The sequence below is a fragment of the Planococcus dechangensis genome, from assembly GCF_042654465.1.
Taxonomy (GTDB): domain Bacteria; phylum Bacillota; class Bacilli; order Bacillales_A; family Planococcaceae; genus Planococcus; species Planococcus dechangensis.
The window spans coordinates 158,843-184,106 of the sequence record NZ_JBHSGL010000015.1 but is presented as its reverse complement, the minus strand read 5'-3'; the positions used below and the strand labels follow the sequence as shown (position 1 = coordinate 184,106).

The following is a 25,264-nucleotide window of genomic DNA, read 5'->3' as shown; positions in this document are numbered from 1 at the left end:
TGTCTTGCACAGGGATGCCGGCACTACATCCCAACAAACAACCCCAGTCCCGGCGGCTTTCCTAACTATTGCCTGCCGTCCGAATTGTGCCTTGCACAGGGACACCGACGCAACCCGCCACAACCCACCACTTGTTTTCTTATGCCCATTTCCTGTATAACTTGAATATACGTAGTACATCGAGGCGTTTTTTGAACGGAGGATATCATGGAACAGCTATTGACCATCGAGAAAGTATTGAACAACAACGTCGTGATCGCCCGCCACGATGCCTATAAGGAAGTCGTCTTGATCGGCAATGGCCTTGGCTTTAATAAGAAAAAAGGCGATGTCATTTCGTTTGACCACGCCGATAAGACTTTCCTGTTAAAAGACGAGACGGAAAAAGAACAGTACGTCAATCTCGTTCCACATATCGACGAAGACCTTATCGCGTTTATCAATGATCAGCTCTTGTTCATCGAAGCGCAAATGGACAAAACATTGAATGAACACATTCACGTCGCATTGACGGACCATTTATCTTTTGCCATCAAGCGGATCCAACAAAACATGCAGTTCTCCAACTCTTTCCTGTTTGAAATCGAGTCTTTGTATCCGAAAGAATATCAGGTGGCAAAAAGCGTCGTGAAAGAGTTCGAACGCCAACTGGGCATCGTGTTTCCGGAAGGTGAAATCGGTTTTATCGCACTCCACATCCATAGCGCCGTAACCGATAAACCGTTACGCGATATCAACCGCGACCACGCGCTCATCTCGCAGCTGACCCAATTGATTGAAAGCGGATTGAAAGTCGATTTGAGCAAAGACAATGTCAATTACCACCGCTTGATCCAACATCTGCACCGGGCGATCGACCGCATCCACCAAGGCGAATCGCTGGGCGATGAAAATAAACTGCAAGAGGTATTGAAAGCCGAATACCCCGTGTGCTATAATCTGGCTTGGAAGCTGATCAAAGTGATGCAAAACCAATTAAACAAGCCTGTAGACGAAGCGGAAGTGCTTTATCTAACAATTCACCTGCAGCGCTTAACACATACAAACTAATTCATACGTGTTACTGATTCGATCAGGCATGAGTATGAAAAGGTACAACACTCATTCAAAGGGGAATCCCTCCTTTTTTTGACGGTGCCTTTTCCGCTCATGCCTTTTTTGTATGGATCAACTTCCCATCGTTACAATCAATCTGGCCTCATCCGTTTCAAAACAACAAAAATGAAGGAGGAGTTTTTATGTCTTTTAACTTATTCGGAACGCTTCAAAAAGTCGGGAAGGCATTGATGCTGCCCGTAGCACTTCTTCCTGCAGCCGGTATATTGCTGGCATTCGGCACGAGCTTTTCACAAGACTCCTTTGTGGAAGCGGTACCATTTTTCGGCACTCCTTGGGTCCAGTCATTGCTCTTCGTCATGGCGGAAGCCGGCGGTGTCGTATTCGATAACTTACCGCTGCTCTTTGCAGTCGGCGTCGCAATCGGCCTCGCTGGCGGTGACGGCGTCGCAGGGCTTGCCGCGATCATCGGTTATTTGATCATGAACGTCGCCATGAAAGCGATTGGCGGCATTACCCCTGAAATGACCTCAGACCCGGCCTATGCCATGGTGTTGGGGATTCCCACATTGCAGACCGGCGTCTTCGGCGGGATTATCGTCGGGATATTGGCAGCGGCCATGTACAATAAATTCTACAATGTCAATTTGCCGCAATTCCTCGGATTTTTCGCAGGCAAACGCTTTGTCCCGATTGTCACGGCTTTCTCGGCATTGTTTCTCGGCATAGTCATGTTCCTCGTATGGCCTTTCGCACAGAACGGTTTGAATGCCTTGTCACATTTCATGCTTGAAACAAACCGGACACTCGCCGCCTTTGTCTTCGGCGTCACTGAACGGGCGTTAATTCCTTTCGGGCTTCACCATATTTTCTATTCGCCGTTTTGGTTTGAATTCGGCTCGTATACAAATGCCGCAGGCGAAATCATCCGCGGCGACCAGCGCATCTTCTTTGAACAGCTGCGTGACGGCGTCGAATTCACTGCCGGCACATTCATGACAGGGAAATTCCCGTTCATGATGTTCGGCCTTCCGGCTGCGGCGCTGGCGATTTACCACTGTGCTCGTCCTGAACGCAAGAAAGTCGTTGGCGGCATCATGGCGTCAGCTGCACTCACTTCATTCTTGACAGGCATCACAGAACCGCTTGAATTCGCATTCTTGTTCGTAGCACCTGTATTGTTCGGGATCCACGCTGTATTCGCTGGCCTGTCATTTATGATCATGCATTTGCTGAATGTTAAAATTGGCATGACCTTCTCCGGCGGCCTTATCGACTTCCTGCTGTTCGGCGTTATGCCGGGCAGAACGGAATGGTTCTGGGTCATCGTCGTCGGCTTGTTCTTCGCCGTCATTTATTATTTCGGCTTCCGCTTCGCCATCAAAAAATTCAACTTGATGACACCGGGCCGTGAAGACGAAGAAGAAAACGAAGACGGCGATGAAGCCGTTGCCGGTGAACTGCCTTACGAAATCTTGCAAGCGATGGGCGGTCAGCAAAACATCACCCATCTCGATGCCTGCATTACCCGCCTTCGCGTCAGTGTTGCGGATAAAGGCGCAGTCGATAAAAATAAATTGAAAAAACTCGGTGCTTCCGGCGTGATGGAAGTCGGCAATAACATCCAAGCCATCTTCGGTCCGGTCTCGGATAACTTGCGCGGGCAAATGCAAGACATCATCAACGGCAAAACGCCGCGCACGAAACAAGATGTATCCCAGATCATCGACCAGGCAAAAGACGGTGGAGATGCACCGGTCCGTCTAGGCGCTCTTGATTTCGCCATTCCGATCACCGGCGATATCCTGCCGATCACCGATGTTCCGGACCAAGTATTCTCCGGTAAAATGGTCGGCGACGGCTTTGCGATCAAACCGTCTGAAGGCAAAGTGTTCTCGCCAGTGAATGGTGAAGTCGTGACATTATTCCCGACCAAACACGCAATCGGCTTGAAATCGGACGACGGAACCGAAATGCTCATCCATATCGGCATCGATACGGTCCACCTGAAAGGCGAAGGCTTCACGGCTCACGTCGAGCAAGGAGATTTCGTGCAACAAGGCCAATTATTGATGGAAATGGATTTGGCTTATATTAGCGAACATGCACCATCGATCATCACGCCAATTGTTTTCACCAGCCTTCAAGAAGGGCAAACCGTGAAAGTCAAAGCGTCCGGCCATAGAGAGGCGAATACGAAAAACCTCATTGACATCACACCGGGAACGGAACAAATCTAAAGAGACATTATCCTGATCAACACTCCCGGATCTGTGCGAATCTATTCGCATCGGTCCGGTTTTTTTAATAACTAATAGCTTTGGAGGATGTAATCCATGAAACTACTGACATTGAATTGCCATGCATGGCATGAAGAAAACCAGATGGACAAGATTCGCCATTTGGCTGAGGCCATCGCAGAAAAACAATATGACGTCATCGCTTTGCAGGAAGTCAATCAGTCAATCGACGATACCGCAGAACATCACGTCAAATCGGACAATTACGCACTCGTCCTGCTTCAGGAAATGGAACAATTAGGCGTCACTGGCTATTCCATCGTGTGGGATTTTTCTCACCTCGTGTACGGGCGCTACGAAGAAGGCTTGGTGATCTTGACGCGCCATCCGGTCATCGAAGAGCATTCGTTCTTCGTCAGCCAAAGCACCGACATGCATTCCCCGAAAACGCGGAAAATCGTCGGTGCGACCGTCCATTACGCAGACCGGCCCATCACTTTTTATTCCTGCCATACCGGCTGGTGGCACGATACAGAAGAACCGTTCAAACACCAAGCCGACCAGCTCATGGAACATATGAGAAATGATGTACACGCCTTTTTGATGGGCGATTTCAATAATGACGCCTCGCTCGAGCGAGAGGGCTATGAGTATTTGCTCGCCCATGGCCTTCATGACACGTACACATTGGCGGAAGAAAAAGATGCCGGCATCACCGTCAAAGGCAAAATCGCCGGCTGGAGCGAAAACAAGCAAGACTTGCGCATCGATTTGATCCTGTCCACGGAACCCGTAACCGTCAAAACCTCCAAGGTCATCTTCAACGGCGACCACAAGCCTCTTGTTTCCGATCATTTTGGCGTGGAAGTGCATGTGGAAATTGATTGAATGAATAAGTTAAAATAATGAAACTCAGCTTTTTATATTCCGCAAAAACACTCCGCTTTCCTGCGGGAGTCTCCATGTTTTTGCTCCATATCTTACATCTAGAATCTAGAGTATAGATGATCAGTTCACTGATACCTCTCTTAGTTAACTTATTTCAACCCAAAAACCGCTTTTCCTTCCATACATTCTGGACGGGAAAAGCGGTTTTTTAGTTAGCTTTTTTCTCTATTAAAGCAAAAGCTCGGTCACTTGCCGAGAGATCTCGTGCGTGTTGATCGCCGATTCTATGCGGCCGTTTTGCACGCAATCAATAAACTCGGCAACTTCGTAATACATCGTATCAAAGTCATGCTTAACGGAAATGTCTTCTGTCGTGCCGTCGCGGTATTTAATGAGCACGTGCTTCGGGTCGCTGATTTTGTCGATTTCAATGACGCCGTCTTCGCCTTGGATTTCACTCGGCAAATACGAATCCGAAATCTTCGAGTACATGACGATCGCTTCGCTTTCGCCGTAATCGAGGATCATGCTGCCTTGCCCTTCGGCACCGGTCGACAATAAATAGCGGTTGCGCAATACAGACTGTGGTTCTCCAGCGAGATGAACGAGCGGCGCCAGGCCATAGACGCCGAGGTCCGTTTTCGCGCCGTTGCCGAGTTCGGGCTTGAAGGCGTTTTCGATAATGCCTTCTTTGTACTTATCGTAGCGCGATGAATACTGGTTGTAATGGAAAACATATCGGCGGACCGGACCGATCTTATGCAAGTCTTCTTTGAGACGCAGGAAGGTCGGCGTCACAGTCGACTTCATCGCTTCCATATACGTCATGCCAGTTTCCCGTGATGCGGCAATTACACTATCCATCTCATCGAGGCTGACGACAGCCGGCTTTTCACACAGCACGTGCACGCCGTGTTGCATGGCGAGTATGCTTTGCTGTGCATGAAAAGCGTTCGGTGACGCGATATAGACAGCATCGAGTGCGCCGTCTCGGAACATCCCTTCCATATCGGTATAAACCGACTCTACCCCGTATTTTCCGGCAAACACCCGTCCGGTCTCTTCGCTTCTCGAATACACGGCGCCGATGCGGAAATCAGGATGTTGCTGCGCTGCTTTGATGAATCGATCGGTGATCCAATTCGTTCCAATGATGCCGAATTTCATAATCAATTCCTCTTTTCTTTATGTACTTGGCTTAGTTTAAGCATAGTCGAATGCTGTCCTTGTGTCACATACAATCCCCACACGATATATCTCAATTCAACTAGCTTAGAAGAAGAGTCCATATCTTTCATCCAGCATATTTTAAAATAGTAAAACTCATCCGTCACTAGCCTGTCTTAAATACAAAAAATAATCTTTAGTTCCCGAAACCCACTGTTTACGCTTTCATTTCTATTTGTTTTATTAATATTTTATGTGTTTGCCAAAAATAAATAGAAAAATTAGTTTTTTTGAAATATTGTATTTAATTTATTAGAAAAGATGCTATCATGTGTTATACAATATATCGCAGACATCAGGAGGAAGACGTATATGATCACATTTTTCGCTGCACTCGCATTTTTAATTTTTGGTTACGTCTTCTACTCGAAGTTTATCGAAAAGGTCTTCGGAGTCGATGACCGGACACCAACTCCGGCATACGCCCAGAAAGATGGCCTTGATTATGTACCGATGAGCTGGTGGAAAGGCAATTTGATTCAGCTGTTGAATATCGCTGGGCTCGGCCCGATCTACGGAGCTGTAGCTGGCGCTTTATATGGGCCGGTCGCATTTATCTGGATCGTTGTTGGCTGTATTTTTGCAGGCGGTGTTCACGATTATTTTTCCGGCATGATGTCGATGCGCCACGGTGGTGCACAATTCCCTACACTCGTCGGCCGCTATTTAGGAAAGAACGCCAAAGTCTTCATCAATGGTTTATCGTTGGTGCTAATGCTATTGGTAGCCGCTGCCTTCACGGCAGGGCCCGCTCAATTGATTGCCCAAATCACGCCGCTTAGCTTTATCGTGGCACTTGGCCTAATTTTTGCTTATTTCGTCATCGCCACCATTTTGCCGATCAACCGCATCATCGGCCCGATCTACCCTGTACTTGGCGGCATTTTATTGTTCATGGCCATCGCGGTCGCAGTGGCGCTCGTGTTCTCCGGCAAACCGATGCCGAATTTGACCGTAAACAATCTGCATCCAGGAGATTTGCCGATTTGGCCGCTTCTTATGGTCACGGTGTCTTGCGGGGCGATTTCCGGTTTCCATAGCACGCAAAGCCCGATCATTGCCCGCACGATGAAAAAAGAAACAGACGGCCGTAAAATCTTCTACGGCGCCATGGTCATCGAAGGCATCATTGCCTTGATCTGGGCGGCGGCCGGCATGACCTTCTTCAACGGAACAGAAGGACTCGGTGCAGCACTCGCTGCTGGCGGACCATCTGGTGTGGTCAACGAAATCTCGGTTTCACTGCTCGGCACCATGGGCGGCATACTGGCGATCTTCGGCGTCATCATCTTGCCGATCACGACAGGCGACACCGCGCTACGCTCGTCGCGCATGATCTTAGGAGACCTGGTATCGAAGTTCACCAACACCGATGGAAAAGTGAAAGTTCTCTTGCTGACGATTCCATTGGCCATCCCGACCTTTTACATGGCCACCATCGACTACACGTTCTTGTGGCGCTACGTCGGCTGGACCAACCAAGTCGTTGCTACCTTCATGCTGTGGACCGCGACGATGTACTTGCTGAAAAACGCAAAACTCCACTGGATCAGCGGCGTGCCGGCCATGTTCATGACTGGCGTCGTCTCCATGTACATCTTCTATGCACCTGAAGGCTTGAACATGGACTACACCATCTCCGCCATGATCGGTTCGGTCATCACTTTGGCTGTCGCATTATGGTATATCGCACAGATTTTGAAACATCGTTCAGCGAAGCAAGTGGAATCGGAATATGAGACTGTTTGACATGAATTTCACTATAAAAAATGACCTTTGGCAGTTATCGCCAGGGGTCATTTTTTGATGTTAATTTCATTACCTTCATTTATGGAAAACGGTTGAATCTAGTTCAGTATTAATAAAAGCCTGAATGATCTTGGTCAGGGTATAACAAGGTATAGGAAACAAGCTGTCGTGAATAGGAAAAATCGTTCAGGTTTTCACTAACAAGCTCTGCTTATCCAGGCAATGAAATTGAAGATGAAACTCCATGTTCGCAATCAACTGCCAGGGGGCGCTTATCATGAACAAAACCATCACACTCTCGTTGTTCACCTATATCTTTTTTATCATCATATCCACCGGCTTGGCATTTTTCAGTTTTGAGGGCTATTCAATATTGAGCAATACCACGAGCCATTTGGGGGCGCAAGGGTCTCCTCATTCATGGTTGATGAACATCATTTTTATTGCTCTAGGTGCAACGACGATTTGGGTTACGTGTCAGAGCAAGATCAGGTACCATCAAATTATTGGAGCCGCTTTCGGCCTCAGCCTCATCATGACTGCCTTTTTTCACCATGCGCCTTTGATTGATGCTGTACAAACAGATCCATTTCAAGATGGCGTGCATTCATTCTTTGCTAACGCAACGGGATTCAGCTTCACCCTTTTGGCGATGGGCCATGGCTTTATAAGCTGTGGAATGCAGAGATACGTAGCGTTCGGGATGGCTGCCGTTGCCATCATCATTTCCATTGGCATGATGGCATTCCCAGACATCATGGGGCTTCTGCAAAGAATCATGTTTCTCAGTGCTTTCGGCTGGCTGTTTTTTTATATGAAACCACCTGAAAATAAGCAAGTTGGCAGTCGTCCTGATTAAGGGCAGAACTGTTCTTCCCATCATCAATCACCTCTTTTTCTGATTTTCAGATAGAAATCTTCAACTAGCTTTCAATCGCTATAAGGCGCTCCACAGCTATTCATTACTGATAACGACATTGCCTTTTTTCGCTCCGCTTTCCACATAATGATGCGCTTGACGTAGCTCTTCAAGAGGAAATGTTTGATCGATGACCGCCTTGATCTTTCCTGTTGCCAATAGTTCGCTCAGGCAGCGTAAATCTTCAGCCTTGTAATCAGCCGCTGCCACTATAATTTTTCTCCTGCCTTTCATTCCCGGCACAAGTCGCCTGAATATATCCCCCATTCCCGGATTCCCGACCAAATAGATTCCTTTAGGCTTCAAAGATTTGATGGTTTTTGAAAAAGATCCCTTCCCCACGATATCGAAAATCACGTCATAAGTTTCGTCATTTGCAGTAAAGTCTTCTTGCTGATAATCCATTACCTTGTCCGCGCCAATGGATAAAAGCATATCCAACTTTTCCTTGCTGTCGACAGCGGTCACTTTAGCTCCTGAAAGTTTGGCGAGTTGAACGGCCATCGTGCCGATGCTTCCACCTGCTCCGATGATTAACATTTTTTGGCCGGCCTGAATTTTAGCTTTCCTTAGAAAAAATAAGGCATTCATTCCGCCGGTCGGGATTGTGGCGGCTCCTTCAAAACTGAGCCCTTCCGGCATGCGGACGATGGCATAGCTGCTCGGAAGGCAAATATAATCGGCATTCGCTCCCAGCTTTAATTCAGTCGATCCAAATACTCGGTCGCCTTTCTGGAATAGCGTCTGCTTCTCCCCTACAGATTCAACTTCTCCAGCAAACTCCTGTCCCAATACGTTCATTCTCGGTTTGCGCACACCGAAAAACAAGCGCAACGGAATCCACAGAAACAACGGAAATGAAAAGCTTCGCATCTCGCAATCCCCAGCAGATGCAGTGGATGCCCGGACTTTTATTCGGATTTCATCAGCTTTCGGTACCGGCTTTTCCAGCTCTTGCAGCTCCAGCACTTCCGGTGGGCCGTAGCGTGTGCAGACCATGGCTTTCATTTTCTGTCCTCCCTTGTCGTTCGACTAAACTGCTGTCGAGATGATGAAGTGAGATCTCTTTTCCTAACTTGACGACTGCCTTTCCAGCTTCGCTTGACAGTACGCCAACCGCTCCATTTTGTATTTCACTATTTCCACTTTTCTCGCACGGATTCCTCTTTGTTCCCGGATTGTCACTGTGTCGCACATAATTATGATTATTTAAAATTGGAAATAAAAATGCATGAAGAAGCCGCTCCGTTAATGGAGTTGGCTTATTCTTCATGCATTTTCGCAGCTCATTTAAAGCGATATTTTGCTAAGCATATGATGAAATTCATTTCTTCCCTCGCGACTCAAAATCTCTCTCAATCTCTTTCTTCCACTCCCGATCAATCTTTTTCCCCGTCCGGAAAGACGTCACGGCTTCGCTCAACACCTGATAATTCAACTCGGTGCCTTTCGCGTCGGCATGATAGTTTACTGCGTGTTCCTCGTCGACTCCGAATTGCCGTGCGGTGGCGACTGCATCGATGTTGGCGCCGAGGAAAATGAACTCCCAGCCCACTTCTTGTTTCTTCGTAGCAATCATTTCATGAATCTTCTTGTATGTGTATTCACAACTGGAATTCTCCAGGCCGTCCGTGGTGATAACGAACATCACTTTGTCGGCTTGCTGGTCTTGCATCGTGCTTTTTTGGACATTGCTGATCTTTTGAATGGTCGAACCGACCGCATCGAGCAAGGCCGTCATGCCGCCCACTTCGTAATCCTTTTCGGTCATTAGGGAAATGCCCTCGAGCTCAATTCGGTCATGGAGCAGTTCATAGCCTTGATTGAACAGCACTGTCGTGACACGGACCTCGCCCGGGAGCTTGCGCTGCTTGTCGATCAATGCGTTGAATCCTCCGATCGTATCCTTTTCCAGCCCCGCCATCGAACCGCTTTTGTCGAGAATAAACACCAATTCTGTCGTTTGCTTTTTCATTTCATTTTCCTCCTCAAAGTTTCTTTCTGCCTTAAGGATACGGTGTTTCAATAGAAAAAAGGTCGCTTTAGAAGCGACCTTTTACGAACCAATCAACACTTTTAACGATAATTACCTCTAAGGATGTGTAGCAATTTTATTAATAATGAACTCTACAAAATAGAGCCTACATTTGGCACTATCACTTAAATGTTCGATCATCAACTTTTTAACATTGAAAATTCATTTTCACGTTTCTTAGCCATAGTTTGGGTAGTATTTCCTCATAAAGAATGACTTTTATCTAATTTCAGTAGAAATTGGATTAAGAAAGAATAGCCCAGGATTTTCGTTATACTCTTCAACCACAGCAGTAATACGTAAATTTTGTCCCATACCAATGGTTTCAGGTATTTCAGAACCAGTAAGATTTAAATCAAAAATATTAACATCTTCGAACTTAAAATCTGGTCCATCATATGTTGTTTCACCATAATCGCCCGTATTAATTAATATGTCGTATCTTGTCGTGTATGTATCATGTGGAATCATATGTGCAATATATCCATCAAATTCAATGGTTCTACCTGCATATTTTTTTGCAAATACACTGACACTTGAATCGTTAGTATCGTTAACTGATAAGAGAGCGGCAAGATCTTCATTATTTTCTGATGTTAATATCGTCTGGCTGCTTTTCGCTGCTGTATTACTGGTTATTTTTTTAGCTGTTTCAGAGCTCTCTTCACTAGTGCCTGCGGTATCACTTTTTTCTTCTTCATTGATTTCTTCAGATTCTAGGTTGGTTGATTTTTCAACCGACTCAGTACTCTTATTATCAGCAGATTCAGTATCGCTTTTCTCTTCCTTTGGAAATGTATGATATGTAACGATTATTTCGGAGTCTTTTTGGAAGCTATCATTTGCGCTAAAATCTGTATCTCCATCAATCTCTATTTTTTCAATTTCTCCATCTTCGGTTAGCCAACCAGTAATTAAATCATCTAATACTTTAGTTTCAATATTGGTAAAGCCTGTTTGTTCCAATTCAGATATGACTGTCTCATAATTTTCTCCCCCGAGTTCATCAGAAGACTTGCCTACCTTTAGTACGTTAGGATTTTCTTCATCAGTACAAGCTGTAATAGTAGCAATTGCAACTGCCAAGACTAGGAACATCAATATTTTCTTCATAGTAATCCTCCTTTTTCTTAAATGTATAAAATTAACATTTGTTTTTTAAAATATTATAACACTCTAGTCTTATTGTTCACTAAAATATTTATTACTTTCTTTTAAGTTACTGTTGTTATTTTTCACTTGATTTTCACCATAATTTTATACACTATTAAACTTCAAACTTAATCCAATCTCGAAAGTATTTATCAAGTTAAAAGTCACTTATTGTTTATATATATGCATTCTGTCATTTTAAAAATTGAGTAGATCAACTTCGATACATTTCATCATATTTAATTAAATGTAAATGAATTTTCCAGATAACCATTGGCATACAAAAAAACCAAACAAATTGTTCTCGAATGAACGAACTGATTGGTTTATCATGAGAATAATTTTTAAACTTCTGGCCATTTGAATTCGCCGTGGTAATACTTCCCCTTTAGACGACTCAGATCGTATTCCCATTCTGCAATGGCATGTTGATATTTCAGTTCTCCATTTGATTGCTTTTTTCTTATCCTAATATTTGCACTGATGATACTAACTACTTTTCTAAGTCCTAACTCGGGGACTGCTCTATTAAGAACATTCCACCTTTCACTTCTAGTAGCACCACTGATTCGGTAGCCCATTTTATTCAATTCGCTTTGTTCACTGAATAAAGTATCTTTAGTCGGGGCATATGATGATGGTTTTTCTATAACATTTGAAGTGGGCTGAATTTCAGCCTTTTTAGTATCTTTGGTTTGAGTTTCAAAATGCTTTATATTTGAAAACTGTCGATACTTAATCACTAATGGCGAGTATCGTTTCTGCAGCTTATTAAACTCTTCGTCAACCATATACAATTCTTTATTCAATAAATCAATAAAAATGGTTTCTACTTCTGTGTATAGGTAAACTTCACGTGAATTTTTAGTTTCATAAAGTGGCAATATGGCTTCTCTCTCGACTAAGTTATATTTTCGAATAAATTGTTCAAGAGTTGAGTAATCTACAATATTTATTTTATAACGATAAATAGTCGGTTTTAAGGAGTCGTTTAAAGAAGCAAGGTCGTTCATAGCTGACGGAAGGCTAGAAGTTGAGTTTTCATAATAAGATTTTTCCCGTTTTTTCTTTTCAGTTGCTGCTTTCAAATCATTTCTTACTTGCATTAATGTTTTTTCCCATTCATTTTCTTTAGTGCTATTCTCAACTGGATTTAAAGATGCTTTTGCTAAGGGCTTTTTTTCTTCAGAGTGCTTGGTATTTCGAGGCGAAGATTCTTTCTTACTATTAGCTGTCGCTATTTCCAATCGGCCTTGAAGCACTACACCTTCTTCTTCGCTTACTTTAAGTTTCTCCCTTAACTCATCAATTGCTTTTTGCTGACTCTCTATTTTTTCTTTTTGTTGATGTTCTATTTCTTCTTTTTTCTCTTTGTATTTTTGAAGCTCTATTATTTCTTCTTGTTGACGTTTAACGGTTTTTTCATGTTCAGACATCAGCTTTTTAATTTCTGCTTCAGCTGCTGTAACAGCCTCCATAATTTTTGATTTAAAATCCATATCAACGTTCCTTCCTGCTCTTAAATGGATATATTATACAATCAATTTAATCATAGCATATGTCTCCAGAAGTCGGATCTGCTAAAATTCCAAGTCAAAAAGCAGATTTTATTAAAACCTGCTGTATCTGTAATTAAAATGTTTTTATACATTCTACTATTAGATAATCTTCAAAAAGCATATAAGATATATTGGTTTTACCGATTTCGCTTTCTTATACTAAATAGCAACTGTTTGATTTGAATTCAAACTTTTTATAAGGGTTTTCAGGTAAGGGGGTAAGTTATCACCCAATAAAACCAACTAATTTCATAGGAATACATATTGACGTATATTTCCAGGGGTGTTATGGTTTTAAACATAGCTGAATAGTTAATACGTTCTTATCATGAGAGGTGGAGGGATTGGCCCTGCGAAGCCTCGGCAGCGGACTCATTTTTGAGTACTGTGCCAAGTCCAACAAGCAAAATGCTTGAGAGATAAGAAGAGATGTATTCTTTTTCGAGATGCCAACCTCTTCTTATTGAAGAGGTTTTTTTGTTGGGTTCATGAGGAATTATTGCTGTTGCGCTAATATCAAAAAGGATGGTGCCATACATATGGAAAAATCAAAACAGCTTTTACTTTTCGTACTGATTTTAGCAACAGCGTTGATCGCGGCCGCTTGCGGAAGCGAGGATGCCGACAGTTCCGCAAATGCTTCTGAAGCAAGCGAGTCAGGTGAACAGAATTCTTGGGAACGAATCGAAGAATCAGGCAAATTGGTCGTCGGTACGGAAGGCTTATATTTCCCAGTCACTTATTTTGATGAAACAACAAAAGAACTGACCGGCTTTGATGTGGAAGTCGTGCGTGCACTCGGAGATAAGCTTGGACTCGAAGTCGAATTTAAAACGATGGAGTTTGACGGCCTCCTTCCTGCACTGCGAAACAACCAGATCGATGTGGCAGCCAATGATTTTTCCATTACGGAAGAACGCCTGGAGAAATTTGATTTCACAGTACCTGTGAAGCACTCATATGGATCCGCACTCGTCCGGGAAAGCGATAACTCGGAAATCGATACAGTAGATGATTTGGAAGGCAAAAAAGTCGGCGGCGCTGCAACGAGCAATTATTCAGATTATGCCAAAGAGCAAGGCGCCGAAGTCATCGTCTACACAGGATCGGATACCGTGCTCCCTGAAATCGTTCAAGGACGCGTAGATGCGACACTGAATGATTATTTAGTATTGATTCAAGCACTTGAACAATTCGACAAGCCTGGGTTAAAGCTCGCGGAAAACGTGAAGTTTTTACCTAACAGCAGCGGCTTGGTCTTGCAAAAAGACAGCCCTGAATTAAAAGAAAAACTTGATGACGCGCTTACAGAACTAATCGAAGATGGTACCGTCACAGAAATCGCACTCGAATTTTTAGGTGCCGATGTGACAGAACCGGTAGACGTTGAATAATCCACAAGGGGAATCCTTTGATTCCTCTTTTTTCTATCATATGCAGTTAAAGGAGTCAGTATATGTCCGAGTTTAAATGGGAATATCTTTTTAATTTAGAAGTGGCAATAGATGCCCTTCCCTTCATCTTAGAGGGAGCCTGGTATACTTTGCTGATTGCAATTGTGAGCATGGTGCTCGCTCTTGTTCTTGGATTGTTTGTCGCCTTAGCCCGCATGAACAAACTAAAATTAGTTTCATATCCGGCGCGCCTATTCATCTCATTCATGCGCGGAACCCCGCTCCTCGTCCTTTTATTCATTCTCTATTTTGGGTTCCCAATGATTGGCATCGATATGCAACCATTGACGGCCGCTATCATCGGCATCAGCGTCCACTTTTCCGCTTACACAGCAGAAGTAATCCGGTCAGCCATCTCGTCTGTGGCGAAAGGCCAATGGGAAGCTGCGGAAACATTGAGAATGACATACTGGCAAACAATGCGCCGCATCATTTTGCCGCAAGGGACGCGCATTGCACTGCCTCCTCTATCAAGTGTTTTTATGGATATCATCAAAGGCACCTCGCTTGCGATGGTCATTACGGTATCCGAGATGTTTTACCGGGCCAAGGTCGTCGTCGGACAAACGTACGAAAGCCTAACTTTGTATATTTTGGTGGCACTCATTTACTGGGCGATTTGCTCAGTCGTTACCGTCCTGCAGGATTATTTAGAGAAAAAAGCAAACCGTTATGTCAACGCGTGATCGGAGGATTGGGAAATGATTAAAGTCGATAAACTCAGCAAGAAATTCAATGACAACGAAGTGTTGAAGTCCATCTCCCTTGAAATCGCGCAAGGGGAAGTTATCAGCATCATCGGCCCTTCCGGCTCCGGAAAAACTACATTGCTACGATGCTTAAATTTATTGGAATCGCCATCCTCGGGTTCGCTTCAAATTAAAGATGTGACTGTCGCATTCAGTGGAAAAGCCCCATCGAAAAAGCAGAAAGTCGACGTCCAGCAATATTCGGGCATGGTCTTTCAGCACTTTCATTTGTTCCCGCATAAAACGGTCATTGAAAACATTATCGAAGCCCCACTGATCGTCCAAAAACGGGACAAGCAAGAAGTCATTGCCGAAGCGGAAGAGTTGCTGCAAAAAGTTGGCTTGATCGCGCATAAAAACCATTATCCCGAACAGCTTTCCGGCGGTCAAAAACAGCGGGCAGCCATTGCGCGCATTCTGGCCCTTAAGCCCGAAGTGCTGCTGTTCGACGAGCCGACGTCTGCGCTAGACCCTGAACTGGTCGGTGAAGTATTGACCGTCATTAAAGACTTGGCGAGAGACGGCCAAACGATGATCATCGTCACGCACGAAATGCACTTTGCCCGTGAAGTCTCGGACCGCGTCGTTTTCATCGCGGACGGCTATATTGTGGAACAAGGAAAACCGGACACTCTGTTTTCATCCCCTCAAGAAGAACGCACGAAGAAATTTTTACAAAAAGTGCTTGTCCGTTAAGTTAATGAATATAAAAAACAGCCCAGTTCAATGAACTGGGCTGTTTTTTATCGCACGACCGAAACCTGTGCTTTTACGAACCAAGCAACGCTTCGTCAAATGCGAACAGCGCCTCGTTGATTTCAAAAATATTGTATTGTTCACGCTCGATGAAATAACGGACGATCAAATCGAATTTATGGCTGTTCGACAATGTATAGCCCGCTGTTCGAAGCAACTCTTCTGTCTCGTGAAGATCCAATTGGAGCGCGACGGCAAATGCAACAATGGTCTTCTTCTTCGGCGTATAGCCGGGGGAGTTTTTGATTTTGGAAAACAGCTTTTTGTCGATATTGGCTTTTTTATAGGTCTCGGCATCGGTCATAGCTTTGTCGTCAATAAACCGAAGCAGCCGCCTGGAAAAGGATTCGTCCATGCCATCGAGAATATCCTCCAGGCTAAGTTCCATGGCGTGTACTTGGATTTCCTCTTCTTGAACCTCCAAGATAGGTTGTGAAGCACGCTTTCTGCGGTAGCGGCTATCCTTTTTCTCCAATGCCTTTACTTCATTTTCATCAATAAACGCGGCAATCGAGTCGTACAATTTTTCACTGATGCCCAACGACTGCCTGTCGAAAACCACTACATAAACATGCATTTCGTGATCCATCAAAAAGCGTTCGATTTCCGACATGGCGATCCGCAGCGCCGGCTCTTTCGGATAGCCGAAGATGCCGGTGGAGATGAGGGGAAACGAAATCGACTCACAGCCCAGACGGTGCGCCAGTTCGAGCGAATTGCGGTAACAATTCCGCAGCAGCGCTTCTTCGTTGCTCGATCCACCTTGCCAGACCGGACCCACCGTGTGGATGATAAAGTCGGCCTCCAGCGCAAACGCCTCCGTAGCCACCGCTTCACCGACCGCACAATGGCCGATCTGATCGCATGCCCGTTGCAGCTCTTTGGCACCCGCCGCATGGAAGATCGCGCCGCACACACCGCCGCCCATCTTCAAGGAAGTGTTCGCGGCATTGACGATTGCGCCGGTTTTCATTTTGGTGATGTCGTTCCGTACAATTTCCAGTGGCATGTGGCCGACTCCTCTCGATATTGAATTGTGTCATGCACAGGGACACCATCCAACACAAATCCTTCTAACACGGGGTTTTAGCCGTCGGAATTGTGTCGTGCACAGGGACATTACTCAATTCATGGATAGGAAAATATAGAGAAACAAAAACAAGCTCCCAGGGATGAGGATCAGCGTCAGGATGGAAAAGGCTCTTTGCTTTTTGCCCGGTGTCATGCGCATAGCAATATAAAATAATCCGAGCGCCAAAAAGAAAGTCAGCGCCAGCGAAATAATAAATGGACTGAGCACTCCCCATAATTGGCCAGGTTGAATGGTATGTAAGATAGGCAATTTCATAAACCTCTTTTCACCGTATTTAAAGGATATAACCGAATGAGCGGCGACGATGTCGGCAGCTCTTCTGTATTCAGTATAATCTATTCCGTGCTTTCCTTACAGGTTTTCTGTCAACATCTTGTCCCATTTGCACCCCCTCTGCTTGAGCCACACGATCATTCCCCTCATTCACATTGCGGTCTTCTGCGTTATCGTTTCGTTTCATCATTGATTGGGTACAGGAGAAGCAACTAAACATTCAGGAGGCTATAGCATGAAGAAAAAATGGATTTCACTGTTTCTGGTACTCGGGTTATTGGCCACAGTTCCTTTTTCCTTTGATTCAGCAGCAGCCACAAGCCATGGCGTCGCGACGGAAGACAAACTGCCGGACAGCCTTAAAAATCTAATGGATATCGCACCGGAACACCAGTTTACCTTGCGCAAAGGCAGCAAGCGCGTTGAAGTGAAACTCCTCCAATGGACATTGAGCGACTACGGACTCGAAACGGCGGTCGATGGCATCTTCGGGCCGAAAACTGATAAAAACGTTCGCCAATACCAAAAGGATAAAGGCTTGAAAGTCGATGGCATTGTCGGCGTCAATACGTGGGTCGCCATTTACGCGGAACATCAACAGCCTATCGATGCTGGAAAATTGCCTGCCGAACTGAAGAATTTAATGGCGATCGCACCTGAGCATCAATACACCTTGCGTGAAGGAAGCAAGCGTATCGAAGTGAAACTGCTTCAATGGACATTGAACGAATACGGGCTGAAAACAGCGGTCGATGGCATTTTCGGACCTGAGACCAACAAAAATGTCCGCCAATACCAAAAGGACAAAGGCTTGAAAGTGGATGGCATCGTTGGTGTGAATACGTGGACGGCATTGTACGGAGAGTATTAGTAGTTGTTTCTTGAATTGCACCTGACACAAGGACCGAAACGATAAAACGCCTGGGCATCTTACCTGCCCAGGCGTTTTGCGTTAAAACCGATAATCCCGTATTCCCGCGTTCCCGTTTTTCGGAATGCTTCGCTGAAGAAATACAGATGCCGTCTAGCTACGGCTCACTTTTTCAAAGATCACCTGTTTTGTCCCTGTGCAGCACACAATTCACAAACAAAAAAACACACCCGGCAGATTACTGCTGCGGGTGTGCATATTGTTCAACTATCGATTGTCGCATGTCATTAGAAGTTTTCATGACACTGAGCTTATTTGTTTTTCTTAGCAAAAGCTTTGACCAGTTCTTCAGCCAATTCTTCAGAAGAAAACGGATCGCGCCCTGTTACCACTTGCTCATTTCCCCATACCACTTTTTCCTCAGCGCTATAGTTGGCAATTTCGTTCATTTTGCCTTCAAGGCTGAACGGCAGGATTTCCGGGAGGCCTTCTGGTTCGACCGCTTCTGGATATCCTGTTACGTTCAGGCCAGCAATAATGCTCTGGCCATCCGGGCGTTTGGTCCAAATTAATGGTGCCGGTCCGTGGCATACCGCTGACACGATATTGCCGTTGTCGTACACCGCATTGATGATGCCATGCAGCGTTTCGTTCTCAGCTAGGTCATACATCGCCCCGTGGCCGCCAACGATAAACACCGCGTCATAGTCTTCCGCCGTCACGGCCGAAAGAGCTTTCGTATTGTCCGCTAGTCCGGATTCATACATTTTCTTGTATTTGCCTTCCGGATCGTACTCTTCGCTGATGCTGACCTCGTCAAGCGTCGGTTTGCCGCCTTTTGGTGACGCCAGCTCCACTTGATGTCCTGCGTTTTGCAAAATCTCCATCGGCGCGAACAACTCTTCTGCCCACCAACCGGTTTCGTAATTGTTCTCTGTATCTTTATGTCCACTTGATAGCACTGCTAATACTTTAGCCATTTAAAATTCCTCCTCTAATAAAATATCCTAGTGTTAGTATTTCCCGATTGCGTCGCGCTGTAAACAAACGGACAATTCGCGCAAATCGAATTGTGTGGTGCACAGCGACAGAGCACTTACACTCTACCCTTCAACACCTTTTCTCAGCCATTTCGCCGTTAACGTATCCGACTCCATCATCTGTTCGGGGGTGCCTTCAAACAACACTTTGCCGCCTTTTTTGCCGCCGCCCGGGCCCATTTCGATGACCCAGTCGCTCGCCGCGATAAAGTTCATATTGTGTTCGATAATGATAACCGAATTGCCTTTGTCGACAAGCGATTGGAATACGTCCAATAGATGTTCATTGTCTCTTGTATGCAGGCCAAGGGATGGTTCGTCCAATAAATAGACCTGACCTTCCTTTTTCAGATGGCTCGCCAACTTCAAACGCTGCACTTCGCCGCCGCTCAACGAACTGGTCGTCTGTCCGAGCGTTAAATAACCCAATCCTACGTCTTTTAAGGTATCGACTTTTTTGACGATCTTCGGCATTTCCAAATACTCGTTCGTTTCGTCGATCGTCAGTTCCAGAATTTCCACGATGTTTTTCCCTTTGTAGCGATGCGACAAGGCTTCATTGGAATACCTCGTGCCGTTGCACGCCTCACACGTGACGGTGACAGGATCCGCAAACGCGACGTCCGGCGTCGTGACACCTTTGCCTTCGCACACCGGGCAAGCGCCCAATGAATTAAAGCTGAACAAGCCGGCCGGCTGCCCAGATTCTTTGGCTAGGATGGACCGGATGTCATCCATGATGCCCATATAGGTCGCGAGCGTCGAGCGGCTGGACGTGCCGATGCTGCCTTGCCCGACCGAGATCGTCTCCGGATAATTATCGGTAAACTCGCCAAACATGAGCGAACTCTTGCCGGAACCCGAAACACCGCATACGGATACCAAGACATTTTTAGGGATTTCCACAGTCACATCTTTCAAATTATTGGCGGAAGCGTTTTGGATCGAAAAGCTGTCTTCCGCTTTTCTCGGATATCGATTCACTGTCACTTTATGATCCAAATCAGTGATGGCCGAAGCATTTTTCAAGCCTTTCTGGGTGCCTTGATACACCACTTCGCCGCCGCTTCTGCCTGCGCCGGGTCCGATTTCGATGATTTCATCCGCTGTCTTGATAACCGCCAGATTGTGTTCGATGACGACAACCGTATTGTAATTGTCCCGCAAGCTTTCGAGCATATGCGTTAGCATGTCGATCTCTTCGGGATGCAAGCCGGCACTCGGTTCGTCGAAAATATAAGTGATGTTGTTGAGGCTGCTGCCTAAATGGCGCGCGATTTTCACGCGCTGCGCTTCGCCGCCGGACAAGGTGCCCATGTTCCGCGACAGGCTCAAATAACCCAAGCCTAACTCCACAAGCTGCTTCACGCTCGGGTACGCTTGTTGGGCGACTGATTTGCCGACCGGGTCTTTGATTTTCTCCAGTTCACCGAGCAATTCGGTCAATTCCAAGCGGTCGTACTGGGCGATATTCAAACCGTTGATTTTGCACTCCAACACTTTCGGATTCAATCCCGAACCTTCACATGTCGGGCACGGGGTACGCGTCGTCATCGCCAAGACATCTTCCTGGGACACTATTTTCAGTTTCGTCAGGTCCCGGTTAATGTACAGTCGAATAAACCTCGGAAGAAGGCCGTTCCATTCGATATCCCGATTGCCTTCTTTGTAATAATACGTTCCAAATGCCCGCTCGCCCTCTGGCGGCCCGTAGACGAGAAGATTATATTTTTCTTCCGTGTAATCTTTGATGGGGAGATCGGCGTCGAATAATCCGCCGTCCACCATCCATCTGCCCTGCCAGCCAGGAGGCGCCAAAGGCTTGAACTGCACAGCGGATTCCCTCAGTGATTTCGTGTGGTCGATCAACTTGTGGATATCCGGCACCACGACTTCCCCGAAGCCATGGCATTCTGGGCAATTGCCGAACGAACTGTCACTTGAAAATTCAGTCGCCGAGCCGATTGGCGGACTGCCGATCCTCGAAAACAACAGCCGGATCAACGGGTGGATATCCATATACGTGCCGACCGTCGATCGGGAATTGCCCCGAATCGGCTTTTGTTCCACGACAACCACCGGGCTCAAATGCTGCATTAAATCGGCATGCGGCCGTTCGTACCTTGGCATTTGATGGCGGATGTACAATGGATAGTTCAAGGTCATCTGCCTTCTGCTTTCCGTCGCCAAGGTATCGAAAACGACCGAGCTTTTCCCTGAACCCGACAAGCCGGTAAACACGTTGATTTTTTCTTTCGGGATATTCAAATCGATATTCTTCAAATTATTTTCGCGAAGTCCTCGCAATATGATTTCATCTCGTTTATCTGGCATTTCGACATTCTCCTTTTTTCAGTTCCATCACGGGATTCACCCAGTAGTAAATGCGTTCCCTCTTTGCGGACGGTTTACACAACTGGCTTGTGCCTATGTGCCGATCCTCCGACTCATCGTGACGTAAAAAAAGACGCACCCGCCAGCGCGGGTGCGTCAAATTGTGTGGTGCACAGGGGCAGTTCGACACCGAAATGCTTTAAGTACAAGGTTTCCGCATCTCGAATTGTGTGGTGCACAGGGACATCACGCCTCCAGCGCAATCCGGATATGCGCCAAATGATGCTCTTCGTGCCAGGCCAGTTTCGCGAGATTTTCGGCCACGCGGATCTCGCCGTCCGTTTCGTGGATGAAGACGCGCTCCAATTGTGCATCCGTCACATAATTCCCGAGTGCCACGATCCGTTCGTTCAACCCTTCCAACAGACGGATCGACCCTTCCACCGGCAAGCGGTTGTCCGGAAGCTGCGCCCATTTTTCCTCATCGAATCCAGGCACGGTCGGATTGTACTCCGTCAATGCCAGTTTCAGGCGCTGATACATCGCCATTTGCGAATCGGCGATATGATGCACCAGTTGACGGACGGTCCAACTGTCTTCCCTATAAGTCTTCGCCAACTCCTCATCGTTCAAAGAATCGACCAACTCGCGCAGCCGCGTCGTGTAGCTGGCGATCTCGCCGAGCCATTTATTGATCACTTCAGTCGTCACTTGCTCCGGAACTTGCAATTGCCCAATCGGGAATTTCACATCCATTTGACTAACCTCTTTCCATCGGTATTTGCAGAACGCTGTATTTCGCCCAATATACCAATGCAGGAAGGGTTTGTAAACGGCTTGGGTCAAGACAGGCTCCGGATTTGCTCTTTTTTCAGCCCATTTACCATCAGTTGTTTTTTGAAATGGCTGGCTTTTCGAAGAAGTTATTCCACAACGCTATCGCCGATTCTTTCATTGGTCTCATTTTTAAAAAACTTGTCAATTTCCGGCGCTCCCTGCCAGTCATTTCTTCTTTATTGTGCGCACAATCGTGATAATATAAAGTCAAAATCGTATCCATTCTGTACCTTACTGAAAGGCGGCGATGAGGATGTTTGAAAAAACGAAGTCCCGTTTTGTTCTCGGCTTGATGATAGTCGCATCCATCGTATCGATTTCACTCCTGCTGCAAGCTGCGGATAATGTATACCTGAACAGCATCGTCGCACTGCTCCTGTTCTACACCGTTGTGCCTGTGTGGATCAGCAGCCATTATTTTGCAAAGCGCGGCGTAACATTGCGCCAAATCGTCTATTTCCGCGGCATCACACGCTGGCTGCTGCCGATTGCCGCAATCAGCTTGCTGATCATGGTGTTTTCCACGAGCATCTATTGGCTGTTGTTGCGCGGCCTCATGGGCAGCGCACCAGTTGTGGTCGACATCCTGCTCACGCAGCAGCCGCTCCCCGATGTGTTCTGGTACTTGGCCGCTACCGGTTTCATCATCGCCATCGTCGCGCCGATCGCCGAAGAGTTCGTGTTCCGCGGCGTCATGTTAAACGAGTTGATGCGCCTGTTCGGCTTTTGGAAAGGCATCGGCTTCACTAGCCTGATCTTCGCCGTCTTCCACATCAACCTTTTCGGCGCCTTCTTGTTCGCGGTGCTGGCGTCGCTATTGTATGTAAAGACCCGCAATTTGCTGGCGCCCATTTTGCTGCACATCGCCAACAACACACTCGCCGTCTACCAAAGCTTCGCCAACCCGGCTTTTATGGAATGGCTGGCGGTGACAAGCACAAACGACCTCTATACAAAAGCCATGCCGAACCTCATTGCGCTAGTGACCAGCACCGCGCTATTGCTGATTATTGTTAACTGGATGAGCCGGGGCTTGGAGGACGAGCGATCTGCCATCAAATAACCCTTCTTCCAAGTTCAAGATTTCTTCACGCTGTAAACCTTCTCGCCCGGCAGCTCCAAACAATTCAGCTGCCCGCCGTAAACCGCGCCACCATCAATTCCGATGATGCGATTATCGCCGAAATACGGACGGTAGTCTTTGGTACCTCTCATCGCGAACGCTGGCGTGTGGCCGAACACCACCGTCTTCTCGCCTGAATAGCCCTGATGAAATTCCTCGCGGATCCACATCAACACGTAAGGGTCCGTCTCTTGGAGTGGAACTCCCGGCTGAACGCCCGCATGCACAAAAAGATACTCATCAGTCTCGTAGTAAAAATCCGTTTGCTTGAGGAAGTCGACGTGCTGCCAAAAAAGCTCGGTCTCCGGAAGCGCCATGTTCCGGAGCGCAGGATCATAGCTATAGAGCGTGGTCCATCCGCCGTTCAACGACCAATTCCCTTTGGCACCGGGTTCGCCCATCGCTGCCTCCAGCATCATCTGGTCGTGGTTGCCACGCAGGACAATGGCGCCTTGCTTTCTCAATTCAATGACCCGCTCCAGCACCCCTTTGGAATCCGGCCCGCGGTCCACATAGTCGCCGAGCAAAATCAGCTGGTCTTCGCTGGCGTCATAGTTGACCTTCTGCAGCAGTGCATCAAACAGTTCAAGTTCTCCGTGAATATCGCTGATGGCCAACATTCTTTTCATCATGTGCACCTCCTGCTTCCCGTTTCGAAAATCAAGCATCATCCGAATGCCTTCTGCCACATCCTGTACTTTTCCAATTCCCCATTTTCAGTCAAAATCCTCCCCGAACTCATAACCAGTGAAAAACAAAAAGCCGGCATCTGCTGCATTTATGCAGAAGGTGCCGGCTTGAATTGTGTCTCACACAGGGACATCGGAACACTTCACCCCCGCTACTGCAACGATCTCAGCGCTGGAATTGTGTCTTGCACAGGGACACTAAAACTCCTCATGCGTCGCCGGGTCCATATCAAACAGCCGGCCATCCGGGCGGGACAATGCGGCAATCGCAGCCATTTCGCTGTCGCTCAATTCGAAATCGAAGATGGCCAAGTTTTCCCGCTGCCGCTCGGGCGATGTGGAACGCGGAATCGATACCGACCCGATCTGGTATTGCCAGCGCAATACGACTTGCGCAATGGTCTTATGGTGCGCATCGGCAATTTGGCTGATCGTGTCATTCGACAAAATATCTTTCGCCTTGGCGATCGGGCTCCACGATTGCGTCTGGATCCCGAGTTCTGCGTGCACGTTGCGCTGTCGTTCCTGGTTAAAGAACGGATGCAGCTCCACTTGGTTCAAGCTCGGCGTCACGCCGGTCTCTTTAATGATGCGCTCGAGGTGCTCAGGCAGGAAGTTGCTGACGCCGATCGAGCGGACGAGCCCCCATTTTTGTGCGTCAATCAAAGCTTGCCACGCTTCCACATATACATCTTCTTTTGGAAGCGGCCAGTGAATCAAATAGAGATCGAAATAATCGAGCTGAGAACGGTATAGCGATTCCTGAATCGCCACCATCGCTTTGTCGTACGTATGATAACGCCCCGGCAGCTTGGACGTCACCCACAGCTCGTCACGGGAAATACCGCTGCGACGTATGCCTTCACCCACCGCGCCTTCATTCTCGTAATTATACGCCGTATCGATCAACCGGTAACCGGCATTGATCCCGCTGCTGACTGCGTTGGCCCCTGCATTGCCCCACAGTCCATATGTACCGAGCCCTGTTACCGGCAAGGTCGTGCCATCGTTCAAGCTCACTTCTGGAATTGCTTTTACCATCCACTGTCACTCCTCTCGATTCTATTGTCAGATTACTCTTACATCTTCATGAATTCAACTTATTCGGTCTCCGAAGTTTCAGGCACGAATAAAAAGGGATCCGCTCCAATGTTGAATGGAGCGGATCCCTAATTGTGTGGTGCACAGGGGCGTCGCGTTGCATAAACGCCTCTATCTCA

At 46.7% G+C, this 25,264-nt stretch carries 22 protein-coding genes and 1 riboswitch; of the genes, 10 read left to right on the top strand and 12 right to left on the bottom strand.

All coding sequences use genetic code 11. The features are described from left to right. The first annotated feature begins 207 nt into the window (after positions 1-207). The 3 genes from glcT to ACFO5U_RS15235 all read left to right on the top strand — a co-directional run bounded on the left by glcT (position 208) and on the right by ACFO5U_RS15235 (position 4,184). The gene (gene glcT, locus ACFO5U_RS15245) at positions 208-1,050 is read left to right on the top strand and encodes a glucose PTS transporter transcription antiterminator GlcT (protein ID WP_377279938.1); all 843 of its coding nucleotides are present in this window, start codon (positions 208-210) and stop codon (positions 1,048-1,050) included. A 188-nt stretch (positions 1,051-1,238) separates the two neighbouring features. Beyond that, positions 1,239-3,296 (top strand): glucose-specific PTS transporter subunit IIBC, encoded by a 2,058-nt coding sequence (gene ptsG, locus ACFO5U_RS15240; RefSeq protein WP_377279937.1) that lies wholly within the window; start codon positions 1,239-1,241, stop codon positions 3,294-3,296. A gap of 96 nt (positions 3,297-3,392) precedes the next feature. After that, positions 3,393-4,184 (top strand): endonuclease/exonuclease/phosphatase family protein, encoded by a 792-nt coding sequence (locus tag ACFO5U_RS15235; RefSeq protein ID WP_377279936.1) that lies wholly within the window; start codon positions 3,393-3,395, stop codon positions 4,182-4,184. Between the two features lie 228 nt (positions 4,185-4,412). Here the strand turns inward: ACFO5U_RS15235 and ACFO5U_RS15230 are convergent, their stop codons facing one another. Further along, on the bottom strand, positions 4,413-5,351 hold the full coding sequence (locus ACFO5U_RS15230) for a Gfo/Idh/MocA family protein (protein ID WP_377279935.1): 939 nt from the start codon (positions 5,349-5,351) through the stop codon (positions 4,413-4,415). A gap of 372 nt (positions 5,352-5,723) precedes the next feature. Between ACFO5U_RS15230 and ACFO5U_RS15225 the strand changes: the two genes are divergently transcribed. Both ACFO5U_RS15225 and ACFO5U_RS15220 read left to right on the top strand, forming a co-directional pair. Then, on the top strand, positions 5,724-7,160 hold the full coding sequence (locus ACFO5U_RS15225; protein WP_377279934.1) for a carbon starvation CstA family protein: 1,437 nt from the start codon (positions 5,724-5,726) through the stop codon (positions 7,158-7,160). A gap of 277 nt (positions 7,161-7,437) precedes the next feature. Then, entirely contained in the window at positions 7,438-8,019 is a 582-nt protein-coding gene (locus tag ACFO5U_RS15220; RefSeq protein ID WP_377279933.1) for a DUF998 domain-containing protein, read from the top strand. Positions 8,020-8,115: 96 nt separating this feature from the next. Here the strand turns inward: ACFO5U_RS15220 and ACFO5U_RS15215 are convergent, their stop codons facing one another. From ACFO5U_RS15215 to ACFO5U_RS15200, 4 genes are all read right to left on the bottom strand, one after another. Next, a complete protein-coding gene (locus tag ACFO5U_RS15215; RefSeq protein ID WP_377279932.1) occupies positions 8,116-9,087 on the bottom strand; it encodes an NAD(P)-dependent alcohol dehydrogenase in 972 nt (323 codons plus the stop codon). A gap of 316 nt (positions 9,088-9,403) precedes the next feature. Next, positions 9,404-10,054 (bottom strand): vWA domain-containing protein, encoded by a 651-nt coding sequence (locus ACFO5U_RS15210; protein WP_377279931.1) that lies wholly within the window; start codon positions 10,052-10,054, stop codon positions 9,404-9,406. 279 nt (positions 10,055-10,333) lie between these two features. Next, positions 10,334-11,227 carry a DUF4839 domain-containing protein gene (locus ACFO5U_RS15205; RefSeq protein ID WP_377279930.1) on the bottom strand — a complete coding sequence of 298 codons (894 nt, stop codon included), beginning with the start codon at positions 11,225-11,227 and terminating at the stop codon, positions 10,334-10,336. 383 nt (positions 11,228-11,610) lie between these two features. After that, positions 11,611-12,765, bottom strand: a complete 1,155-nt coding sequence (locus ACFO5U_RS15200; protein ID WP_377279929.1) for a hypothetical protein — start codon at positions 12,763-12,765, stop codon at positions 11,611-11,613. Positions 12,766-13,145: 380 nt separating this feature from the next. Continuing rightward, a riboswitch (SAM riboswitch) is annotated at positions 13,146-13,251 on the top strand. A gap of 113 nt (positions 13,252-13,364) precedes the next feature. Between ACFO5U_RS15200 and ACFO5U_RS15195 the strand changes: the two genes are divergently transcribed. The 3 genes from ACFO5U_RS15195 to ACFO5U_RS15185 all read left to right on the top strand — a co-directional run bounded on the left by ACFO5U_RS15195 (position 13,365) and on the right by ACFO5U_RS15185 (position 15,724). Next, positions 13,365-14,219 carry a transporter substrate-binding domain-containing protein gene (locus tag ACFO5U_RS15195; protein ID WP_377279928.1) on the top strand — a complete coding sequence of 285 codons (855 nt, stop codon included), beginning with the start codon at positions 13,365-13,367 and terminating at the stop codon, positions 14,217-14,219. A gap of 62 nt (positions 14,220-14,281) precedes the next feature. Next, positions 14,282-14,965, top strand: a complete 684-nt coding sequence (locus ACFO5U_RS15190; RefSeq protein ID WP_377279927.1) for an amino acid ABC transporter permease — start codon at positions 14,282-14,284, stop codon at positions 14,963-14,965. A 15-nt stretch (positions 14,966-14,980) separates the two neighbouring features. Continuing rightward, positions 14,981-15,724 (top strand): amino acid ABC transporter ATP-binding protein, encoded by a 744-nt coding sequence (locus tag ACFO5U_RS15185; protein ID WP_377279926.1) that lies wholly within the window; start codon positions 14,981-14,983, stop codon positions 15,722-15,724. 73 nt (positions 15,725-15,797) lie between these two features. On the opposite strand, the gene ACFO5U_RS15180 is transcribed toward ACFO5U_RS15185, so the two are convergent. Both ACFO5U_RS15180 and ACFO5U_RS15175 read right to left on the bottom strand, forming a co-directional pair. Continuing rightward, the gene (locus tag ACFO5U_RS15180) at positions 15,798-16,793 is read right to left on the bottom strand and encodes a macro domain-containing protein (protein WP_377279925.1); all 996 of its coding nucleotides are present in this window, start codon (positions 16,791-16,793) and stop codon (positions 15,798-15,800) included. 114 nt (positions 16,794-16,907) lie between these two features. After that, a complete protein-coding gene (locus ACFO5U_RS15175; protein WP_377279924.1) occupies positions 16,908-17,126 on the bottom strand; it encodes a hypothetical protein in 219 nt (72 codons plus the stop codon). A 259-nt stretch (positions 17,127-17,385) separates the two neighbouring features. On the opposite strand from ACFO5U_RS15175, the gene ACFO5U_RS15170 reads away from it, so the two are divergent. Further along, positions 17,386-18,021: a peptidoglycan-binding domain-containing protein gene (locus tag ACFO5U_RS15170; protein ID WP_377279923.1), complete on the top strand. Its 636-nt coding sequence runs from the start codon at positions 17,386-17,388 to the stop codon at positions 18,019-18,021. A gap of 311 nt (positions 18,022-18,332) precedes the next feature. Here ACFO5U_RS15170 and ACFO5U_RS15165 read toward each other — a convergent pair whose 3' ends face one another. The 3 genes from ACFO5U_RS15165 to ACFO5U_RS15155 form a co-directional block, all read right to left on the bottom strand. Further along, positions 18,333-19,001 (bottom strand): type 1 glutamine amidotransferase domain-containing protein, encoded by a 669-nt coding sequence (locus ACFO5U_RS15165; RefSeq protein ID WP_377279922.1) that lies wholly within the window; start codon positions 18,999-19,001, stop codon positions 18,333-18,335. Positions 19,002-19,124: 123 nt separating this feature from the next. After that, positions 19,125-21,395, bottom strand: a complete 2,271-nt coding sequence (locus ACFO5U_RS15160) for an excinuclease ABC subunit UvrA (protein ID WP_377279921.1) — start codon at positions 21,393-21,395, stop codon at positions 19,125-19,127. A 246-nt stretch (positions 21,396-21,641) separates the two neighbouring features. Beyond that, entirely contained in the window at positions 21,642-22,151 is a 510-nt protein-coding gene (locus ACFO5U_RS15155) for a YfiT family bacillithiol transferase (protein WP_377279920.1), read from the bottom strand. Positions 22,152-22,485: 334 nt separating this feature from the next. On the opposite strand from ACFO5U_RS15155, the gene ACFO5U_RS15150 reads away from it, so the two are divergent. Continuing rightward, complete coding sequence (locus ACFO5U_RS15150) at positions 22,486-23,295, top strand: CPBP family intramembrane glutamic endopeptidase (RefSeq protein WP_377279919.1); 810 nt, start codon at positions 22,486-22,488, stop codon at positions 23,293-23,295. Positions 23,296-23,309: 14 nt separating this feature from the next. Here the strand turns inward: ACFO5U_RS15150 and ACFO5U_RS15145 are convergent, their stop codons facing one another. Together ACFO5U_RS15145 and ACFO5U_RS15140 are read right to left on the bottom strand one after the other, a co-directional pair. Next, positions 23,310-23,984 carry a metallophosphoesterase family protein gene (locus ACFO5U_RS15145; protein ID WP_377280148.1) on the bottom strand — a complete coding sequence of 225 codons (675 nt, stop codon included), beginning with the start codon at positions 23,982-23,984 and terminating at the stop codon, positions 23,310-23,312. 258 nt (positions 23,985-24,242) lie between these two features. Further along, on the bottom strand, positions 24,243-25,085 hold the full coding sequence (locus ACFO5U_RS15140) for an aldo/keto reductase (protein WP_377279918.1): 843 nt from the start codon (positions 25,083-25,085) through the stop codon (positions 24,243-24,245). Positions 25,086-25,264: the final 179 nt, after the last annotated feature.

What these genes read in the sequence shown, in the direction of transcription:
- glcT (WP_377279938.1), top strand. Translation starts at nt 208, where the DNA reads ATGGAACAGCTATTGACCATCGAGAAAGTATTGAACAACAACGTCGTG.
- ptsG (WP_377279937.1), top strand. Translation starts at nt 1,239, where the DNA reads ATGTCTTTTAACTTATTCGGAACGCTTCAAAAAGTCGGGAAGGCATTG.
- ACFO5U_RS15235 (WP_377279936.1), top strand. Translation starts at nt 3,393, where the DNA reads ATGAAACTACTGACATTGAATTGCCATGCATGGCATGAAGAAAACCAG.
- ACFO5U_RS15230 (WP_377279935.1), bottom strand. Translation starts at nt 5,351, where the DNA reads ATGAAATTCGGCATCATTGGAACGAATTGGATCACCGATCGATTCATC.
- ACFO5U_RS15225 (WP_377279934.1), top strand. Translation starts at nt 5,724, where the DNA reads ATGATCACATTTTTCGCTGCACTCGCATTTTTAATTTTTGGTTACGTC.
- ACFO5U_RS15220 (WP_377279933.1), top strand. Translation starts at nt 7,438, where the DNA reads ATGAACAAAACCATCACACTCTCGTTGTTCACCTATATCTTTTTTATC.
- ACFO5U_RS15215 (WP_377279932.1), bottom strand. Translation starts at nt 9,087, where the DNA reads ATGAAAGCCATGGTCTGCACACGCTACGGCCCACCGGAAGTGCTGGAG.
- ACFO5U_RS15210 (WP_377279931.1), bottom strand. Translation starts at nt 10,054, where the DNA reads ATGAAAAAGCAAACGACAGAATTGGTGTTTATTCTCGACAAAAGCGGT.
- ACFO5U_RS15205 (WP_377279930.1), bottom strand. Translation starts at nt 11,227, where the DNA reads ATGAAGAAAATATTGATGTTCCTAGTCTTGGCAGTTGCAATTGCTACT.
- ACFO5U_RS15200 (WP_377279929.1), bottom strand. Translation starts at nt 12,765, where the DNA reads ATGGATTTTAAATCAAAAATTATGGAGGCTGTTACAGCAGCTGAAGCA.
- ACFO5U_RS15195 (WP_377279928.1), top strand. Translation starts at nt 13,365, where the DNA reads ATGGAAAAATCAAAACAGCTTTTACTTTTCGTACTGATTTTAGCAACA.
- ACFO5U_RS15190 (WP_377279927.1), top strand. Translation starts at nt 14,282, where the DNA reads ATGTCCGAGTTTAAATGGGAATATCTTTTTAATTTAGAAGTGGCAATA.
- ACFO5U_RS15185 (WP_377279926.1), top strand. Translation starts at nt 14,981, where the DNA reads ATGATTAAAGTCGATAAACTCAGCAAGAAATTCAATGACAACGAAGTG.
- ACFO5U_RS15180 (WP_377279925.1), bottom strand. Translation starts at nt 16,793, where the DNA reads ATGCCACTGGAAATTGTACGGAACGACATCACCAAAATGAAAACCGGC.
- ACFO5U_RS15170 (WP_377279923.1), top strand. Translation starts at nt 17,386, where the DNA reads ATGAAGAAAAAATGGATTTCACTGTTTCTGGTACTCGGGTTATTGGCC.
- ACFO5U_RS15165 (WP_377279922.1), bottom strand. Translation starts at nt 19,001, where the DNA reads ATGGCTAAAGTATTAGCAGTGCTATCAAGTGGACATAAAGATACAGAG.
- ACFO5U_RS15160 (WP_377279921.1), bottom strand. Translation starts at nt 21,395, where the DNA reads ATGCCAGATAAACGAGATGAAATCATATTGCGAGGACTTCGCGAAAAT.
- ACFO5U_RS15155 (WP_377279920.1), bottom strand. Translation starts at nt 22,151, where the DNA reads ATGGATGTGAAATTCCCGATTGGGCAATTGCAAGTTCCGGAGCAAGTG.
- ACFO5U_RS15150 (WP_377279919.1), top strand. Translation starts at nt 22,486, where the DNA reads ATGTTTGAAAAAACGAAGTCCCGTTTTGTTCTCGGCTTGATGATAGTC.
- ACFO5U_RS15145 (WP_377280148.1), bottom strand. Translation starts at nt 23,984, where the DNA reads ATGAAAAGAATGTTGGCCATCAGCGATATTCACGGAGAACTTGAACTG.
- ACFO5U_RS15140 (WP_377279918.1), bottom strand. Translation starts at nt 25,085, where the DNA reads ATGGTAAAAGCAATTCCAGAAGTGAGCTTGAACGATGGCACGACCTTG.